Origin of the sequence: Pedobacter sp. AK017, from assembly GCF_014200825.1 — a bacterium.
GTDB classification, from domain to species: Bacteria; Bacteroidota; Bacteroidia; order Sphingobacteriales; family Sphingobacteriaceae; genus Pedobacter; species Pedobacter heparinus.
In genome coordinates this window covers 272,872-292,109 of record NZ_JACHCW010000006.1, presented here as the reverse complement: position 1 = coordinate 292,109, position 19,238 = coordinate 272,872, and the positions used below count along the sequence as shown (strand labels likewise).

Sequence of the window (19,238 nt, the reverse complement as noted above, 5' to 3'; positions counted from 1 at the left end):
TATTCAAAAATCTATGGAACAATGGTAATCGTCATTTCCTTAATTATCCCTGTCTTTTCCGCCACATCCTGGTTAAAGGCATGAAAAACTACTTTATAAACTCCCGGAGCTGCAAAAACATACTTATAGTCTTTCGGCGGTGATAAAGTAGTGATAGAGATGATTGGTATGCCATAATCAGAAAGCGATACCTGGTTCAATTTTACAGGTACTGAAACCAGCCAGTCCTCGTTGGCCGCCTCACCTACGTTCCCGGCAGTCATCGTCACTGATGTTGGGCTCTGCACATTTGGTGTAAATGCCCATTGAAAAGACGGGTTTGAGACATCAATACCTTTAAACCCTGCCAGTCCCAAATTTGCGACTACGTTATTCACTGTACCATCAGCAAGTGTATTGCTTACCACAAAACTGCTGATTGTCCATTGTCTTGGCTTCAAAGTATTACTCGCCGAAGCATATCTGAATGCAAAATATACCGGTACATCTCCGTCTGTTGCCTGGTCACTGATGTTCACTGCCCCTGAAGATGTTGCTGCCCCTGCCGCACCGGTAACAGGATTAGGGGACAGTACCGCTCTGGAGGTGATATCTGTCCAGGATGCTTTTGCGATGTTGGCAGCGTCATATATTCCGTTAAAATCCCTGGAAATTTTTATGGATAAATTGTCATTCTGCGTACCCTGTCCGGCGGCACTTGTAAATTGCAGGGTCTGCAAAACACCCTTTTCTGTTATCCGGTCCTTATAAGCGTAATTACGGCCTTTTTCCCCACTCCAAAAGACTACATTTTCTGCATTTCCGCTAAATTTAAACGTAACTTCCTGACCAACTTTATAGCTGAGCGCATCAGTCTGCACATCAAAATGGGGCGTTTCGATCTCTTTTTTCTCACATGCCGTTAAGAATATTATTAGTAAAAGCATCCTTAACCTTATACTTTGCTGTATTTTCATTTTCTGATATTTAAATAATTTTCCCTTTCCCGCGCGCTATGGCTACCATCCCGGATTCTGAACAATCAAAGCGTTTGTTGCAATTTCTGCCGGAGGTATAGGCAGGTATAAATGTTTGGCTGTAATGTTAACAGCAGGCGAAGTATATCCATTCCGGATAACACCACCCGGTACTGATGGACCTATAGTTGCCAAAGTCTGCATCGTAGATATCAACCTCCCCCATCTTCGTAAATCGTGCGATCTCAAAGCTTCATAGGCCAATTCCCTTGACCTTTCATCAACAATATGCTCAAAAAACTGGGCTTTGGTTAAACCGGTTGGCAAATCCGCCTCAGCAACTACTATAGGGCTTACAGTTGCCGTGGCAGTCGCTCCGGAGCCCAGGCCATTTGCGCTGGTGATGGTAACCGTTGGTGGTGTAGCCGTATAAAACCCACCCATATTTACCAGGGTAAGCTGGGTTACTGCACCATTTGTTACTGTAGCATAAGCTTCTGCGGTACTCGCGCCATTTGGATCTCCACTACTCCCGATCGTCACAACCGGTGCAGCAGTATAACCTGTTCCCCCGTTGGTGATGACAATGTCGCTTACCCTGTAACCTGTACCATATGCGCGCTCACGTACTTTATTCATTGCGTTATAAGCGGCAACAGTTGGCCCGTTTATATAATTTTCAGCCTCAGCAAACATCAGCAAAACATCAGCATACCTTAACAAGGGAAAGTTGGTCCCGTTACCATTTTGAAACCTGGGTAAACGCAACTCCTCATCCCTTCTCCATTTACCAGGCCAGCGCTGATAAAGATTCCCGTTTTTAGGCCAGTAGCTTTTGGTCATAACCTGTACTGCGGCGCTTCCACCAACCCATTGGTAAGGTGCAATGTTCCTTTCGCGCCGCAAATCTTTAGAAAGACTGGTGAGCGGGTCCACCTGATACTTATTATACAATATTACTGATGCCTGTAAAAAGTTGTACCCAAAACCTGGAAATGTCCTCCCGTTTGCGGCCTGAATGCCATTTCGGATACCAACATAACCCTGTTCGCGGTAGTTGTCAGAAACATTGCCATAAAACTCAACCTCCCACATGTTTTCTTTCACATCATATTCATCACGGGCCTGTTTTACAAAAAGATCAGCATAACTTGGATTTAATGCATTATCTCCTGTGCTGATCACCTTTGAGCTCCAGGCCAGGGCTGCTGCATATTTAGACTCATCATTTAAAGGAAAGCCTGTCATGCTCAGGCAAACCCTTGCCAAAATACCCTGGGCAGTGTTTTTTGACAAACGGCCACTTGAATTGGCCCCAAGTACCGAGGCCTGAGGTAAAACTGCTTCTGCAGCGGTCATATCTTTAAGGATCTGTTCGTAAATTTCAGCTATTGGAGAAGCTGCCAGATTCACATCAAATGAACTTTTCGCCGGAGCCAGCATCATCGGGACTTTACCCCATTTATCTACAAGGAGGAAATGATAATAAGCCCTTAAAAACAATGCCTGTGCGCGGATATTGTCCCTTACTGCCTGGCTTACCTGAGCCTTTGGATTGTCTGCAGCTGCAATGATAATGTTGGCATTGTTGATGCCCTGGTACAATACATTCCACATACCAGTAATGTTAGGGTCGCTGGAAGAATAACTAAAATTTGATGGAACAACCAGCGGTGCCTGGTTGAATACAAAAACAGCTTCATCATTATTGTGGGACATGTTATGTAACAACGCATCCTGATATAAATAGGAAGAACCTAAAATACTGTATACACCGGCCAACCCACCATTAAGCTGTTCTTCATTGGTGTAGTAGTTTACCGAAGTGATAAAATCTGTGGGTAAACTATTCAATTGCTTTTTACATGAAGTAAAAGCAGATAATATGATAATTATCAACAACAAATATGCGCTGTGTTTCATATGTCAATATTTAAAAAGAAAAATTAAGACCAAAAGTCATCGTAAAAGAGCGCGGATATGCGGCATAATCAAATCCTTGTGTCAAAGCGCCCGGACGTGTAGAAACTTCGGGATCTGAACCTTGATATTTACTCCATACCGCCAGGTTTTGTGCCGAAGCATAAATCCTGGCATTTTTTACTTTAAGGGATTCAGAAATTTTTTGCGGCAGATTGTATCCAAGGGAAACCGTTTGCAGACGCAAGAAAGAGCCATCTTCAATTACCCTGGAAGAAACAGCCGGAATAGTAGTTGCGCCGCCAGCCCTGGGATATAAATTAGTCTGATTTTCTGGTGTCCATCTGTTGGCGTATGAGGCAAACTGATTGGTATAGGAGTCTGGCATACCTTCGAAGATCAACCGGTTTGCATTCAGGATATCATTTCCATAAGAAAAGGTCAGTAGTATGCTCAAGTCAAAATTTTTGAAATTAAAATTATTGGAAAAGCCCCCGGTAAATAATGGATTTGGATTCCCTATGACTACTTTATCCGCATCTGTAATCGTACCATCCTGGTTAATATCCTCATATTTAATGTCACCAGGCTGCATCGCTGTCCTTGCAGAACCATTTGCTGGCAGATTGCCCTTTAGCACATACGCCCCATTAGGAAGCAGATCAAAATCTTCATATTGGTAATTGCCCAACCATTTAAAACCTATAATCTGCGAAATCGGGCCTCCTACAATAGCAACGTAAGGAAAAGCCGGGTTAATATTGTAGGAAACCTGGGAAATAAGCCCCCTTTGGCCACTGCTTAACGCCAGTACTTCATTCCTGTTAAAGGATATGTTAAAATTAGAGGACCATTTCAAAGCCTTATCTGAATTTACCGTATTCAATGAAAACTCCCAGCCGGAATTTCTTACCGAGCCTATATTCTGAATCGCTGAAGTATAGCCGATATGACCTGGTATCGTTGCCTGCAGCAACAGGTCAGAAGTTATTTTACGATAATAATCAACTGTAAGTTCAATGCGGTTCTTTAAAAATCCAAAATCTAAGCCCAGATCTGTGATGGCAGTTGTTTCCCATTTCAGGGCCTCATTGGCCAGACCGGATTGATAGGAACCTTTTATATAAGTATTACCAAAGGTATAGGTACTGGAAATATCACTTTGGTTGATAGGCGACAGATAGGCATAGTCAGCAATTCTGTTGTTACCTGAAGTACCATAACTGGCCCTGAACTTTAGTGCCGAAACTGAACTGATATTTTTCATAAAATCCTCACGCTCAATATTCCAGGATACTGCAGCAGAAGGGAAATAACCCCACTGGTTACCCGGGGCAAATTTTGAAGATCCATCAGCCCTGATCACTCCTGAAAAATAGTACTTAGATTTATAATTGTAGTTTATCCTGGAAAAGTACGAACTCAAAAAATTCTGTGTCGAACCAGATGAAATGGCATAAGGAGTTCCTTCGTCTAGTCCGCTTACACCCAATACATCATTTGGCACTTTACTCGCCAGCGCCCTGCTGGTGGTCAGTTTAGTGCCTTGTATAGAAAAACCACCAAGCAAATTAAGCGTATGTTCAGTATTAAAAACCTTTTTATAATTCAGTGTATTTTCATTTACCAGATTAGTGAGGGCATAATTGTCAATAAAACCATTAGGCCCCAGTACACTGCCAGGCCCACCCTGATAGGTGAGTGCAGAATAAAAAGCGTTGCTAAGTCTTTGTGTATAATTGATACCACCCGTTACCCGGAACGTCAGCTCGGGGAGGATTTTATAGTCTATGCCAGCATTAGCCACCAGATTATTCAGGTGCGCATTGATCGTAGTATTGTTGTTCTGAACAATAGGGTTAAACGAATAAGCATTCTGTCCATCAGGATCGATGGGCAGGTTAAGCTGGTCTTCTACAGAAGATGAAGGTGAAACGGCCGGTCGGTAACCCCATATTCCATATAATAAACTCAATGATGCAGAGCCATTGGTTGGTATATTTGAAGGCGATGTGCCAGTTGTCCTGGTACGGGCGTAATTTACATTAAGGTTAAAGTCTGTTTTCTTGTTCACCTCCTGGCTGAAAACAAATCTACCCTGATAACGCTTGAAATTAGTTTGTAAAATGGTCCCGTCCTGGTCTGTGGTCGACCCTGAAATTAAATATTTACTTTTGTCTGTCCCGCCAGAAAGTGACAACGAATAATTTTGAAAAGGTGCAGTCTGGAACAATTTATCCTGCCAATTGGTATAAGGCTGGGTTTTATAGTAATCAATTGTTCTCCCGCCAGGAACATAAGCGGGCCTTCCATCCAGCTCAGGATCACCCGGCGTGTAACGCTCTTTTGCAACCACCCCGTTCCTTTCAATTACAAGTTGTACATATTCATAGGGCTTTAACAGTTCCATCAATTTTAAACTTCGCTGAAAGCCATATGAACCATCAAAGGATACCACCGGGTTTCCCGACTTCCCGGTCTTAGTAGTAACGAGTATAACCCCGTTAGCCCCCCTTGAACCATAAATGGCAGTAGACGCGGCATCTTTTAAAACAGTAATAGTCTCTACATCAGCAGGATTGATCGTATTGTTGTTTGGATTCTCAATTGGAAACCCATCAATGACCCATAGTGGTGAATTGTCCTGAGACAAGGAATTGTTACCCCTTATTACAATATTGGTGGTAGCTCCCGGCCCGCCCTCAGAAGAAGTAACCTGAACACCGGACACACGGCCGGCCAGCGCCTCCTCAAAAGATTTAACAGGGGCCTTTTGTAAATCTTCACCTTTAATAACCCCCAATGAACTGATGACATCTGATTTTTGCGTAGTCCCATAACCTGTCACAATCACGTTATCCAGATCGGTAGGCGAACTGATCAATCTTACCTTTAGCGCAACGTCATCCTTTATTACAATTTCCTGGGTTTTATAGCCAATAAAGCTCAAAACCAAAACATCTCCAATCTCCGCATTGATGGTAAATTGCCCGCTGTTATTGGTCACAATCGATTTATTCGTTCCCTTCACCCTCACAATTACACCGGGTAATGGCAGCCCATCCTCTCCCGACAATACTATTCCGTTAACCTGCATCCAGACCTGCGGCTGGTCATCGGCCTTTGCAACAATAATGGTATTTTCTTTTATCTGATAAGTAATTGCCTGGTTCGCAAAACACTTGTTCAGCACTTCTTTAAGCGTTGCATTCACCACCTTCAAGGTTACTGGTCTGGCATTCTGCAGCGTTTGAGAATCGTACATAAACTCATAGTTACTTTGCCTTGTGAGCATAGAAAATACTTCCTTTAAGGAGGTATTTTTAACATCTATATTAATATACTGTGCATGCACAGCTGCATTTAACTGGAAAGCGCCTAAGAATATTAAAACTGATAATAATTTCATCGCAAGAAAAAATTTGGGTAGGTTCCCATAGGGCATACCACGCTTATATGCAAAATATTTTTTGTACATTTGGTTAGTTAGGTTTTAACTGGTTCAAAGATTTAAGATCTGACAAATGCCTTTTGGCAACGGACAGGGGTGTTCCAGCACTCCTGTTTTTTGTCTGGTGTGTAGCAGAGGAAAAATTATCTCATCACGGTTACCCTCCTCCCCTCTATTTTAAAATGGATTCCTTTTGTACTTTCCATAATATCCAGTAAATCTGTTATCTTTTTCGATCTGGACACATAGCCCCCAAACCGTTTGTTCTCAAACTTGCCCATGTAAACCACTTCAACATTATACCAGCGCGAAACCTGGTTCATTATGGAATAAATATCTTCATCTTTAAACATAAAATATCCATTCTTCCATGCCATAGCTTCCTTTAAATCGCCTTTATTTATGTCTATCTGATGCCCGTCAAATACAGCCTGCTGTCCTGGCGAAAGTATTTTAGCATCAGGGAAGCGCTCAGCACTCACCATGATACGGCCCTCAAGTAAGGTGGTTTTAACAAAACTTTCATCAGGATAAGCTTTGATATTAAAATGGGTGCCAAGCACTTTAACCGTTTGCTTATTACTCACCACAAGAAACGGAGATTCCTGGTTACTTTTAACTTCAAAATATGCCTCTCCAATAAGCTCAACTTTGCGTTCATTTCCTGAAAATACAGTTGGGTATTTTAAACTTGATGCGGCGTTTAACCAAACCCTCGTACCATCTGCTAAAATGATCTGGTATTGCCCACCGTTAGGTGTACTGATGGTATTGCTTTCGCCGTTGTGATTTGTGCCGGAAATGGCTTTATAAAACACTTGTCCGTCAGCCGACTTTTCAATTTCTACACCACCTGTTTCTGCCAGTTGTCCATCCGAAGCAGTCTCCAGGTTAATTTGTTTTCCATTTGCCAGTGTAAGTACCGCTTTGTTACCTCCTGGTTTAATTACCGCAGCTTCCATATCCACTAAAATCCTGTTTGCCGGATTAGCAGAACGGGATTGATAAAAATATAAGCCTGCAGACAGCATCAAAAGTATAGCGGCCGCCACAGCAATCATTTTTCTTACTGAAATAGATTTAATGTTTACCGGTTTACGGATCCTTTGTTTAAAGCTTTCTTCCATCCGGTTTATAATCACTTCCTGCCCGCCAGCTTCCATGATGTACTGGTCCAGTTTCTGCTCACCATAATTAAGCTGATGATACCACTCTTCCAGTTCAGTCAGCTCCGGCCCGGATAACCCCCCATCCACATAATTTTCTAATAGATATTTCAGTCTATCTTTTTCCATAAATACACGATGTTATATTTGGCATTGTAAATAGTAAGACACCTAAAGCCGGTCTTGCCGTTAGTCTGTTTTAATTTTTTTTTGAAAAAAAAATTATTAAAAACATTGAACAATTCACAATTAAAGCTATTTTTCCCTATATTAGAGAAAACCAAATATACTTTAAGCCATCAAAGATTATACTACATTAAGCGATGCTGATTTAATCCTTTCCTGGAAAGAAGGCGATGAACAGGCATTCTCTAATCTTTACAAAATGTACGTCATGCCACTGATGAGGCTGGCCGTTTCGAAAACCAACAGCAGGGAAATAGCTGAAGAACTAGTCCAGAACTCATTTGTAAAATTATATGAGCATAAAAGGTCTATTGAAACCAATACCTCCGTCCAGGCCTATTTATTTGTAATCCTTAAAAACCAGATCCTTAATCACTACCGGAGTCAGCTGGTACGAAATAAATATGAGCTGCATATAGCAAAGCATGCGAATGCTGAAGATCATTCACTCATCGAACAGATCGAAAGCCGCGAGCTGGCTGCGCTGATCAATATGGAAATTGAAAAGCTGCCCCCAAAATGCCGGGAAGTATTCATCTTAAGCAGAAAAGGATTTTTATCCAATAAAGAGATCGCAGCAAAACTTGATATTTCAGAAAATACGGTAGAACAACACATCAGAAAAGCTATCAGTAAACTCAGAATGTCCCTCGGACAACTCATAGAGCTGGGTGTGGTCATTTATGTTTGCATTATGCTCCGTTAAATGGGGAAAGCTCAGTCAACAAACTTTATAGCACACACACTACTTCAAATGCTTGACGCTCATTTCGAGCACCTGAAGCGCTGAGGCCTGGCCTTCGGTGGCAGGTGGCAATTGGACCATTACAGACAAAATACCTGCCTTATGCCATCTTGCCAGGTCAAGCTGGGGTTCATTGAAATAACCCGATTTTGATACATACACTTCCTTCCAGTCCTGCCATCCCGATTTGTAAGTTGCTTTTACCACAACCAGTGGTGCCCCCTGGTCTTTCACATCAAAATGATCTTTACGCATAAAAACGAGGTATAAATTATTGTTCCGGTCAACTATCAGCTTAGGTCTGTTACCCATAAAGGGTAATTGGGTTTGTTGCCATTGACCATCCTTCAGATAATAATGGAAATAGGCCCCGTTTTCCATTACTGCCCAACCAGGGTTTCCATGATTTTTCTTATGGTACATTACGATATGCGGGTTCAGATTGTTGTCGATCACCTGCGATTGCTGGTTCATAATTCCCCAGCCCCGATCCAGATGCCGCACGGTAATTCCGGCACTTAATGTATTGATAGCTTCGGGCTCAGCGGTACCACGAACCGCTATCTGATCATTTTTTTTATTAAACCATGATTTGCCATTATCCTTGCTATAGGCATAACAGATATCGCGGTTACCCAACGTTGCAACGCTTTCCCGCCAGGTCCAGCTGATGTGCAGCATGCCTTTCCGGTCATAACTCAGGTTATTGAGGTACGCATTTCTATTATGACTCTCCCCCTTAAAGGGATCGCCGTAAACACCACTCCGTGAAATAAATACATGCGGGTTAGTCCAGGTACCAGATGAAGCATCATACTGCCCAATCAGACAATCTCCGTTACTGCTATACCCGTTTCTGTATGCAAACAAAAGATTGCCATCCGGGGTACTGATAAAAGTTGGATACGAAACTACAGGTATGGGCTTTCCGTTTTCCAGCCAGTCTGCTACAGGGTTAAAAAGTTTACTGGTCCATTTAAAGCGTTCGGGATTATCCAGAATCCCCTTCACTGAAACACGATAGTGCAGTGGCCCTGCATGCTGGTCAAAAGAAAGATGTATGGTCCCGTCTTTTGCACAAAGTCCAATACTGATCACGTTGTGTGTATTGTTATCCTGGTTTTTAGCATAAGAAAAACGGTAATCATTAAAACTGAGAATTTCCCATTCAGAACCGCTCAGCTTCCTTCTTCCCAGGCAAATCCGGCGCTCGGCATTGTAATAGGCAATGTATTGCCATCCCTTATAACTGGTTAGTGCATCCTGCTGAAAGCTTTGCCCGTTAATGTTGTTACCATACGTTCCTTTAAAACAAGTCAGGGCATTTTGATCCACCAGAATGACATCATCATTTTGCGCAAAAACAGGCTTTAAACTGACTATTATAGTTATCAACAATGATAATGTAAACTTCATTCTGTCCCTGCTAATTGGTTCTTATACATTTGTTAATTCGGGTTTAATCTGTTTATATCAGCAAGCCACCTGATCATATAAGAATAAGACACCTCATACAGGTATTCCCGTTAGTTCATGATTAATTTTTAATAAAAGATAATCAGGTTCCTGTTCATTATATGGATAAAATCGCATAGATATCAGCCATTTATGAACCTGATCAATAAATAGATAGCAGTACCAAGCAAAAGATAACTCAAGTCACCCCAAAGTTTTAACTATTGTAACCTAAATTTATTTACATTTTATTAGTTCATTTGTCTCACTAATCCAGTTGCTAATATCTGCGAGCGACAATTAAGAAATTCAACAGCAGAGAAGTTAAATGAAATACAAAATTCTTTTGCATCATCACTTTGTATATTCTTCCCGACTGGTCTGATGTTATTGATAGTCAGCTTTAATTCTTGAATTTCTTTTATGAAAGCTAGTATATCTTGTTCGGAAATAATAACTTCTAATACTGGATATAAAGGCTCGTTGTTTAAGTTGTTCGTATTTCTTAAACTGCTGCAACTTAAAAAAACCAAAACAAAAAGGCTAAGAAACGATTTGACTGTCCATAGACAATCTATTAATATTCTTTTATTCATTAATTTTAATTGTTTAACTCATTCGTGTCAAATAAAATTAATTAGACAGTATAGGTGCTGTACCTTTTGTTATCCATGCAATTGACTTTTTATCTTTAAGGTAGTAATCAAACCATTCTAACATTCGATTAGTTAAATCTTTCCTATTATCAGGATTTAGAAGAGCATGTCCTTCGTTAGGATATTGCAGCATAATTCCCTTTTTACCTAATCTGCGCAGCGCCAAATAAAACTCCATGGTTTGATGTGGATCAACTTGCGAATCGCTCTTGCCAGTCCATAATAAGACAGGTGTCTGTACATTCTGAACATGGGCGATTGGAGAATTGGCTTTATACAGTTCTGGCAACTCATATGGACTTCCACCCATATTCCACTGTTGATTTTTAAAGCGCCACATATCCGGCTCTCCAGTATATGGATTAATGGTATGATAAAAACTGATCAGATCTGTAATACCACCACTGGCAATAGCAGCAGCAAATAGATTTGTTTGAGTAATGATAAACGCGGTCTCATATCCCCCAAAAGAATGCCCCGTCAATCCAATCCTGGAGGAATCTACAATACCTTTTTCGATTACCCTTTTAGTTCCAGCGATCACGCAATCTGCAGCTGAAAGCCCAGGATTTCCTTCCAAAAGCTGTATATCAGGCATAAAGACAAAATATCCCTGACTATTCAGCACACTAGTATTGATGGACCCTGCTTCATAAACTGGATTTTCATATTTATGAAGCTTGCTGGATTGTAAATCATAGATATTTACCACCATTGGATATTTTATTTTAGGATCGTAATTTGAAGGATAGAATAAAGCACCCTTTAACCATACTCCTTTAGCGTTTTGGTAGGTAATCAGTTCAGATTTCCCCCAGAAATAATCCTTTTGGTGCGGGTTACTTTCAAAAAAGACTGTAGGAGTTGAGGAATAACCTGCCGCCACTAGACATGGTGAAAGATCAAATTTCTGCTCAGAGAAAAAGATTTTTTTTCTTGACCCATTATAATTAAGATGATCAACTCTACTGTCACCATAAACAATTTGCTGTTCACCAGTTTTAACATTCCATCTGTAATAACCCGTTTTTTCATCATTACCTCTTGCATGCAAAAATAGATTTTTAGACAAATCAAAAGCATCAACTACCAAACCACTAAAAATTACATTTTCCCCAATTTTGTTAGGTTCATTCGCAATCCTATAAGTAATTCCAAGCTCTTTTCCTTTTGTCAATCTTCTAGATGATTTCCCATCAGGTGTGATTGCCCAGAGATCATACTGATCGTAAAGAATGATCTCTTTATCACCTGTACTCCATCCAGGATTGCCATAAGCGGATTCTGGAACTAACAAATCCGTTTTTCCTTTGAAACGTCCACCTAAGGAAATGGTAAGGTTCACATGTGTTTTAGTAGAGATATTATATACCCACCAATCTTTTTCTTTAAAATAAACAAAATATTTACCGTCCGGAGATAGGTTTGGATATATAGGGTGATAGGGATGATTCTTTAAAACAAGTGTTTTTTCCTGTGTTTTGAGGTCTTTGATATAAAAGTCCCTAGGGCTGTATTGCTCAAATTGAGGCTCGTATGCAGTTGGACTTGATAAAACAGCATATTCAAAATTTCTTGTGATCATTAAATCTGGAAGCTCATCAGAATTAATTTGAATAATTTGATCTAAATCAGGGAGCCACATCGCTACAGGAGGAATCAAATTATAATTCGAGTAATTCAATGCTTTTTTGAAAGTGAATTTGTCATTCATGTTCCAAACTTCCACATTTGATTTTGGTTTGCTGCTGGAAATTATGGGCTTATTTTGTTGAGAAAAAGCTATTTTTTTCAAATCACCCGATATCACTATCGAGGTAATCGAGCGGCCGGAAATCGACAGGTTATTTGAAAAATATGAGTTAGAAGCAAGAACAAGTTCGTAAAGCTTATCTGCTGCAATAATGTAGTAAACAAGCGAATTGATCTGCTGTTCGGTAGATTGACGAACAAATGCTAAAGCTTCTCCATTTTTCTGCCAGGTAAAATTATCAAATTGGCATGCAGTATCTATAGCCAATTGTTTTTTATCATTTATCTTTTTAAGATTAATAAGCGTTACCTGATTCGTGTTATTTATTTTGGTTTCCAACAACAGGTGATGCCCTTTAGGACTGAGCATAAAATTTGTCACATCATCTATTTCTCTGCTATCACTTTTAGCCAGTGAACGAATAATTAAAGTTTTCCCTTGCTCTTTTGAACTTCTTATTACAATTAATTGATCAGTTTCTTTACTATAGGCAATTTTTTTTATTCCAGATATAATCTCCCTATTTCCAGTTTTTAAGTTTTGGATAGCGATTTGATTTCCTAACTGGCAAATAAAAAAATTGTTATTTGTAAAAACGCCATTCCCACCCGCGGGAAAAACGTATGTCAATTTATTATGAATATTTCTAACGAATAAGGTATCCTTGCTATTTTCGTATAGTACTTTGTAGCTTGCCCAATTTTCATCAGGAGAAATCCTGTCAAGATACACAGAATGCCACAAATGATAAACTAAGGGCGTCAATTTTGTTTTCTGCTTCACCTGCCCATAGAGTGGGCAGGTAAGCAATATAAAGAAATTAAAAGCAATCAGATTTGAATATACAAAAGATGATTTTGTAAATAATTTAGTAAAATTCATAAACTTTTAAAGATTTTAATACCCTGGATTTTGAGGGCGTAAATTTGGATTGGTATTTAGTTCTTTTTCTGGGATTGGGAATAGTCGATCTGTCGTATTCCAACCCTGTTTAACGCCAGATAAATTAAGATCTAGCTTTCCAGTACGTTTGAGGTCAAAGAAACGATGCCCGAGTTCGGCAAAAAATTCCCAACGTTTTTCCTGCAAAATCGCATCCAATAACTCTGTTTTAGAGTTTGCAGATGTATTATCTAGAGCCGCACGCCTTCTGATCTTGTTCAAATCATCCTTAGCTCCTTGCAAATTATCCAACTGAGCCCTCGCTTCCGCCCTGATCATATACTGCTCAGTCAAACGAAACAGCACAAGATATTCCTTAGATGCGGTTGTAAAAAGCCTTTCTTTATATTTGAAAGGATAATACCAAGTTGAATTTCCACTTGAAACTGCCTTAATCCATTTTGATTTGCGTAGATCCGTGTTAGAAAAAGTCTCTACAAGGCTTGCATTTAATGCAGTAAGTGAGGGAGGACCTACAGGTAATATAAATAACTCCCCTTCCCAAGTATTTCTATCGCTAGTTGCAGCCCTCAACTGCCAGATGGTTTCTTTCGATCCGATTAAAAACAAATTATTCAACTCATCTTCAAAAGTGTATACACCGCTTTGGCCAATTATTGAACTTGAAGTACTCTCAGCCTCAGTCCAAGATCCTTGATACAGATAAACCCTCGAAAGCAATGCTTTTGCCGTTAGCTGATTGGGGCGAACTTTATTAGTAGAAATATAATTGACAGGTAGCATAGCAATTGCACTTTTTAAATCTGCAATCACTAGATCATAGACCGCTTTAATTTCAGTTCTTGCCATCAGGCGATTGACTTTATAATCTGTCTGCGTTACATAAGGTACATCTCCAAAAAGATTCGACAAATTGAAATGTAACATCGCCCTAATAAAAAGTGCTTCACCTTGTAGTTGTCTTTTCTGTTCCGCGGTAAGAACAGTACTTGCTTCCGCTCCTTCAATTACCGCGTTTGCTGCATAAATCTGATTATAAGCGGAATTCCAAAAACCTGAAACAAATGTATTTGAAGGTAATAATGTATTGTTATAAAAGTTAACGTAAATTTTGGTAGAGGATTCATCATATGCTACCATTTCATCTGTATAATTAGCCAGCGCTCCAGTCAATCCAATTCCTGCTCCTTCATTGAACATACCCTGATCTCTTAAATTGCCATAAATACTGGTTAGTGCAGTAGTCGCTGTCTCGTAATTTTCATATACTGATACATTGGACAACTGAGATTGAGGCAAATCAACTTCAAGAAAAGACTCGCAAGATGTAATTAGCAATGTAGAGAGTATGATGATCCAAAACTTTGATTTTGGATTGGAATATTTTATTTTCATAATAATATCATTAAAAGGTTAATTGAAAGCCAGCAGTAATAACTTTAAGTGGAGGTAAAAATCCTGAAGTCAAAAATTCAGGATCTCCATCTTTAAAAGACGTAAAAGTCAATAGATTTTGTCCCTGCAAAGAGACTGTAGACTTCGTTCCCTTTACAATTATTGGCAGATCATAGCTTAAAGATAAATTCTTCAGCCTGATGTATGATGCATCAACAATAATGGCATCACTACTAGCATATAAACTACCCGCAGAAACCGCTTTGCTGTTAACTCCAGTAGTTAAAATCTGATAAGGAGCGGATTCATTTCCTTTTTGCCAACTATCGATCATTCGCTTAGGACGATTAAGCATCGATCCACCAGTGGTGAATTGGTAACCTTGATTGTTTTGTTTCACAAACTGAAATAGAAAATCCAATTTAAACCCCTTAAAACTGAACTGGTTTTGTAACCCTCCAAAATATCTAGGACTGAGGTCTACTACAGTCTGTCTATCATTTGGACTAGAAATTATATTATCGCCGTTCCTATCGACAAATTCATAAATTCCAGTTTGAGGGTTAATTCCCTTATATTGATAGACCAACCTTATATTTAAAGGCTCTCCAACCCTATATTGTTGGCTATAACTAGAACTCTCCAGCCCTGGGAATCGGACTAGTTTATTTCTTGAGACACTTATATTCAAGTTTGTAGCCCATCTAAAACTTTTGGACTGGATATTTTGAGAAGTAAAAGTCCACTCTAGGCCTGTATTCTGCACAGTTGCATCAAGATTAGAGTTTAGCGTTGTAAAACCAGTAATTGCGGGAAATGGAACTCCTACCAATTGATTACTAGATCTGTTTTGATACCAAGCAGCCGTTAGAAAAATCTTGTCGTCCAAGAAACCTAGTTCTAATGCCGCCTCTAATTTGTTGTTGGTTTCCCAAGCAAAATCAGGGTTGTAAAGTCGGCTCGGATTAATTCCTATTTTACCATCATAATCAACTCCTGATGCTGTATAAGTATTAAGGAACTGATAATCTCCTATTTGATCACTACCAGTTATACCGTAACTCCCTCTGATTTTACCAAAACTTAACCAAGAATCATTTTTAAGAAAGTTTTCTTTGGAGAATATCCAAGCGAGGCCTAACGCTCCAAAATTTGCAAATTGCCTTCCAGGTCCAAAGCGGCTTGAGCCATCACGCCTAGCAGTAAGATTTGCAATATAACGTTCTTTGTAATTGTAGTTGATTCTACCAAAGAAACCTTGAAAATTATATTGCACACTTTCGTCGTTTAGTATTCGGATTGTTTTAGCCGCCGCTAAATTATAGATTAAACTGTTAGAGCTAAACCCCATTCCTGACTGATAAAGCTTACTGGTATACTGTCTTTGATAAGTTCCCCCAAACAACACCTCTAATTTTGCTTTCGCTGTGGTTTTAGTCCAGTTGATTTGTGGCTCTATGATCCAAGATGATCGGTCTGTATTATTGAAAACTATTAGAGAATTGGCCGTACTCGGATTAAAAGCGGGATTATTAATGGTGGATGGAGTAACTCGCGAATCACGGGTACGCAAATCTGTTATACCAAAAGTACTTTTAATATCCAAGCCAGGAAACAGCTGATAGGAAAGCGTTGTGTTAACAATCAGGGTTTTGGTCTTAGATTCAAATTTACCATTCAAATTTCTCAACGGATTTTGCCAAGTATTGTTTTCCCAGTTGAGGTTACCCTGTGCATCATAGAGTGATGGGGCATTCGGAGCTAAACCGCGAGCCTCATTAATAAAGTCAAGTGAAGGCTGATTATTTTTTTGCAAATTATAATTTAATGAAAAATCAGCCTTAAATTTTTGATCTTCCGAACGGTGATTAAAGTTAGCTAGCGCGCCGCCTCTTTGAAAGAGAGAATTACCTGGTGCAACAGTTGACTCAGAATTATAATTTCCGCTAATCAAGTAACGACTATTTTTATTTCCTCCAGAAACACTACCAGTTATAAAGTTGTTTTTTGCTGTTCCTCCTACAAGCTCGTCTAGCCAATCTGTATATCTGGTTTGATCCCAGATGCCGTTAATATCATAAGCAGAAGCAGGATAGTTGCCAATATCATCATTAATGTAAGCTTGCTTTCGCATAGCAAGATATTCCTCTGTATTCATCATTTCGATAAATCTAGTTGCCGTGGCTATTCCTGATGCAACATTCAAATTGACCTTTGCCTTTCCAGCTATACCTTTTTTAGTCGTTATTAACACTACTCCATTTGCTCCCCTGGTACCATATATGGCTGTTGCATCGGCATCTTTCAACACCTCAATGCTTTCTAAATTATCTGGCGAAATACTATTTATCGGGCTAGAGAGTACAGGAAAGGTGCCTGAGCCAGTTTGAAAAGCACCAATCACATCAGCAGCATAAGGCACCCCATCGATAATGTATAATGGAACATTTCCTTCTGCGCGAATGCTATTTTGTCCTCGAATTTTGATGTCAAAACTTCCTCCTGGTGTTCCAGTTGTTTGTATAATAGCCACACCAGCCATCCGCCCTTGCATAGATGCCAAAACATTTGTTACTGGTTGATTTTCTATATCCTTTGAAGTTATTCGCGAAATATTTCCAGTTAATTCTCGTTGCCTTACAGAATAATAGCCTGCATTAACAGTTATCTCATCTAATTTGCCAACTGCCACTTCCATTTTTAAAACACCCAAATCCTTCGATGCCTTCACCTCTTTAATTTGGTAACCTAAATAAGAAATTTCTAACAACGTATTATCTCCAATATTTTTTAGAGAAAACCTACCTTCGTTGTCTGATATAGTGGAAATCCAAGTCCCTTTAACCTTAATCGTCGCTCCTACGATTGGCTGTCCATTTTCATCTACTATTTTACCTGTCACATCAAGTGGTGGAGTATCTATTTTAACTTGTCCAGGCTTCCTATCTATCACCACGATCATCTTCCCCTCCAACTTATAAGTAAAGGGCTGCCCCTCGAAACATTTATTTAATACCTTTTCCAGCTCATCATCATTCATATTAATCGTCACCGGCTTTGCCATCTTGACCTGCTCCCGATTGATCATAAACCCATAGCCGCTCTGCTTCTTCAATTCCCTAAAGACTTCAGTAAGCGGAGCATTTTTTTTGGACAAAGAAATCTTCTGCGCATTTGCAGCAAAGGAAATCTGCATAAATGCAATCAATAAGATCAAACATGTCAGGTTTATCCTCATAAGCCATTTTCTGATACCGGGATTCCGGGTTATCTGCCACAGACTAGCCATGGACTTTCGGATATAGCTGGTTACACCATACCCATTTGTATAGTAAAATTTATACATTTGTTTGTTTAGTTTTTTGTTGAAATTGTGTTAGTAGCATTATGATCCGATTGACTAGACATCTGAACGGGGGCGCTTCCAACGCCCCGTTCTTGTTCCAGCCAACCTCAAAAAGTTTTTAAGGCATAACCAAAACCCTCCTTCCTTCCATCTTAAAGTGTATACCCTGATTCGCCTCCAGCGCCTTTAGCAACTGAGATAATTTCATCGTCCTTGGAAAGGCACTAAAAATGCCATTCACATTTACATTCCCTTTATATTCCACATCCACATCGTACCACCTGGACACCTCGCGCATGATCGTTTTCAGGTCCTCGTCCGCAAAAATGAAGTCCCCGTTTTTCCAGGCAACTGCCTGTTCTGTATCGGCCTGTGACACCTGTATCCTATCAGCAAGCAACGATGCCTGCTCACCTGGTTTCAATAATTTATAATCCTGGCTATTGCTCTGCAATATCTTTACCGAGCCTTCCAACAGCGTGGTCTTCACTACTTTTTCATCAGCATAGGCGTTGACATTAAAGTGTGTCCCCAATACCTCAACCGTCTGACCAGACGAAGAAACCCTGAACGGAATCTTCTTGTTATGCGCCACCTGAAAATAAGCTTCACCCTGAAGCTCAATCCTGCGTTCTTTCAACGAAGCAAAAGAAACAGGGTATTTCAGTTTAGAGCCTGCGTTCATCCATACATGAGTCCCATCAGGGAGCATGATCTCATACTTGCCCCCCTTAGGAGTTTCAATCGTGTTGTATGCTACAGGTAAATTTGTACTTGAACTGTGCTCAACAGCCCTATAGGTCAATTGCCCATCTGCGGTTTTAGAAACCTGCACATTGGACTGGGTAGCAATATTGCCATTGGTCGCATCATCAAGCGCAATACGCTTTCCGTTGCTAAGCGTCAGATAGGCCTTATTACCAGCAGGCTCAATGTCCTTTTGATAAACCGCTACCCGAGATTTATCCTGAGATTTTTGATTGATGTAGAACAATCCCGCACCGAAAACCACAACTGCCATTGCAGCTGCTACTGCAATACGAGGCCAAATCCTGATCACTTTGGCAGCAGGAGCACGCTGAGCCGAATCATCAGCCAATACGCTGGTAAGCATCCGGCCCAAAATCTCATTCGGATCAGATCCTTCCTCCAGTTGCAGGATTTCATCAGCATGGCCCTTATCCCAGGCTTCAAGGTTTTGGCGCTCTTCATTCGTCAACGTACCAATCCTCCATTTATGGGCAAGTTCTCTGATATAAGCCTTACTATATTGATCTTCCATGGAATGTCATTTTCCTTATAGACA

General features: G+C 40.0%; 11 protein-coding genes. 1 reads left to right on the top strand and 10 read right to left on the bottom strand.

The window, feature by feature from the left end; all coding sequences use genetic code 11:
* Positions 1-11 precede the first annotated feature (11 nt).
* The 4 genes from HDC92_RS11045 to HDC92_RS11030 all read right to left on the bottom strand — a co-directional run bounded on the left by HDC92_RS11045 (position 12) and on the right by HDC92_RS11030 (position 7,622).
* Positions 12-956, bottom strand: coding sequence for a DUF5017 domain-containing protein (locus tag HDC92_RS11045; RefSeq protein ID WP_183874475.1), 945 nt, complete (start codon positions 954-956; stop codon positions 12-14).
* Between the two features lie 42 nt (positions 957-998).
* A complete protein-coding gene (locus HDC92_RS11040) occupies positions 999-2,879 on the bottom strand; it encodes a RagB/SusD family nutrient uptake outer membrane protein (RefSeq protein WP_012781123.1) in 1,881 nt (626 codons plus the stop codon).
* A 10-nt stretch (positions 2,880-2,889) separates the two neighbouring features.
* On the bottom strand, positions 2,890-6,285 hold the full coding sequence (locus HDC92_RS11035; protein WP_183874473.1) for a TonB-dependent receptor: 3,396 nt from the start codon (positions 6,283-6,285) through the stop codon (positions 2,890-2,892).
* A 185-nt stretch (positions 6,286-6,470) separates the two neighbouring features.
* On the bottom strand, positions 6,471-7,622 hold the full coding sequence (locus tag HDC92_RS11030; protein ID WP_183874471.1) for a FecR family protein: 1,152 nt from the start codon (positions 7,620-7,622) through the stop codon (positions 6,471-6,473).
* Between the two features lie 169 nt (positions 7,623-7,791).
* On the opposite strand from HDC92_RS11030, the gene HDC92_RS11025 reads away from it, so the two are divergent.
* Positions 7,792-8,385 carry an RNA polymerase sigma factor gene (locus HDC92_RS11025; RefSeq protein ID WP_183874550.1) on the top strand — a complete coding sequence of 198 codons (594 nt, stop codon included), beginning with the start codon at positions 7,792-7,794 and terminating at the stop codon, positions 8,383-8,385.
* A 39-nt stretch (positions 8,386-8,424) separates the two neighbouring features.
* Here the strand turns inward: HDC92_RS11025 and HDC92_RS11020 are convergent, their stop codons facing one another.
* The 6 genes from HDC92_RS11020 to HDC92_RS10995 form a co-directional block, all read right to left on the bottom strand.
* The gene (locus HDC92_RS11020) at positions 8,425-9,840 is read right to left on the bottom strand and encodes a BNR repeat-containing protein (protein ID WP_183874469.1); all 1,416 of its coding nucleotides are present in this window, start codon (positions 9,838-9,840) and stop codon (positions 8,425-8,427) included.
* 290 nt (positions 9,841-10,130) lie between these two features.
* Positions 10,131-10,475, bottom strand: a complete 345-nt coding sequence (locus tag HDC92_RS11015; protein ID WP_183874467.1) for a hypothetical protein — start codon at positions 10,473-10,475, stop codon at positions 10,131-10,133.
* A 37-nt stretch (positions 10,476-10,512) separates the two neighbouring features.
* On the bottom strand, positions 10,513-13,170 hold the full coding sequence (locus HDC92_RS11010; protein ID WP_183874465.1) for a S9 family peptidase: 2,658 nt from the start codon (positions 13,168-13,170) through the stop codon (positions 10,513-10,515).
* Positions 13,171-13,185: 15 nt separating this feature from the next.
* Positions 13,186-14,586 carry a RagB/SusD family nutrient uptake outer membrane protein gene (locus HDC92_RS11005; RefSeq protein ID WP_183874463.1) on the bottom strand — a complete coding sequence of 467 codons (1,401 nt, stop codon included), beginning with the start codon at positions 14,584-14,586 and terminating at the stop codon, positions 13,186-13,188.
* 10 nt (positions 14,587-14,596) lie between these two features.
* Complete coding sequence (locus HDC92_RS11000) at positions 14,597-17,803, bottom strand: SusC/RagA family TonB-linked outer membrane protein (protein WP_221270952.1); 3,207 nt, start codon at positions 17,801-17,803, stop codon at positions 14,597-14,599.
* 247 nt (positions 17,804-18,050) lie between these two features.
* A complete protein-coding gene (locus tag HDC92_RS10995) occupies positions 18,051-19,214 on the bottom strand; it encodes a FecR family protein (protein ID WP_183874461.1) in 1,164 nt (387 codons plus the stop codon).
* Positions 19,215-19,238: the final 24 nt, after the last annotated feature.

What these genes read in the sequence shown, in the direction of transcription:
- HDC92_RS11015 (WP_183874467.1), bottom strand. Translation starts at nt 10,475, where the DNA reads ATGAATAAAAGAATATTAATAGATTGTCTATGGACAGTCAAATCGTTT.
- HDC92_RS11020 (WP_183874469.1), bottom strand. Translation starts at nt 9,840, where the DNA reads ATGAAGTTTACATTATCATTGTTGATAACTATAATAGTCAGTTTAAAG.
- HDC92_RS11010 (WP_183874465.1), bottom strand. Translation starts at nt 13,170, where the DNA reads ATGAATTTTACTAAATTATTTACAAAATCATCTTTTGTATATTCAAAT.
- HDC92_RS11030 (WP_183874471.1), bottom strand. Translation starts at nt 7,622, where the DNA reads ATGGAAAAAGATAGACTGAAATATCTATTAGAAAATTATGTGGATGGG.
- HDC92_RS11035 (WP_183874473.1), bottom strand. Translation starts at nt 6,285, where the DNA reads ATGAAATTATTATCAGTTTTAATATTCTTAGGCGCTTTCCAGTTAAAT.
- HDC92_RS11005 (WP_183874463.1), bottom strand. Translation starts at nt 14,586, where the DNA reads ATGAAAATAAAATATTCCAATCCAAAATCAAAGTTTTGGATCATCATA.
- HDC92_RS11045 (WP_183874475.1), bottom strand. Translation starts at nt 956, where the DNA reads ATGAAAATACAGCAAAGTATAAGGTTAAGGATGCTTTTACTAATAATA.
- HDC92_RS10995 (WP_183874461.1), bottom strand. Translation starts at nt 19,214, where the DNA reads ATGGAAGATCAATATAGTAAGGCTTATATCAGAGAACTTGCCCATAAA.
- HDC92_RS11040 (WP_012781123.1), bottom strand. Translation starts at nt 2,879, where the DNA reads ATGAAACACAGCGCATATTTGTTGTTGATAATTATCATATTATCTGCT.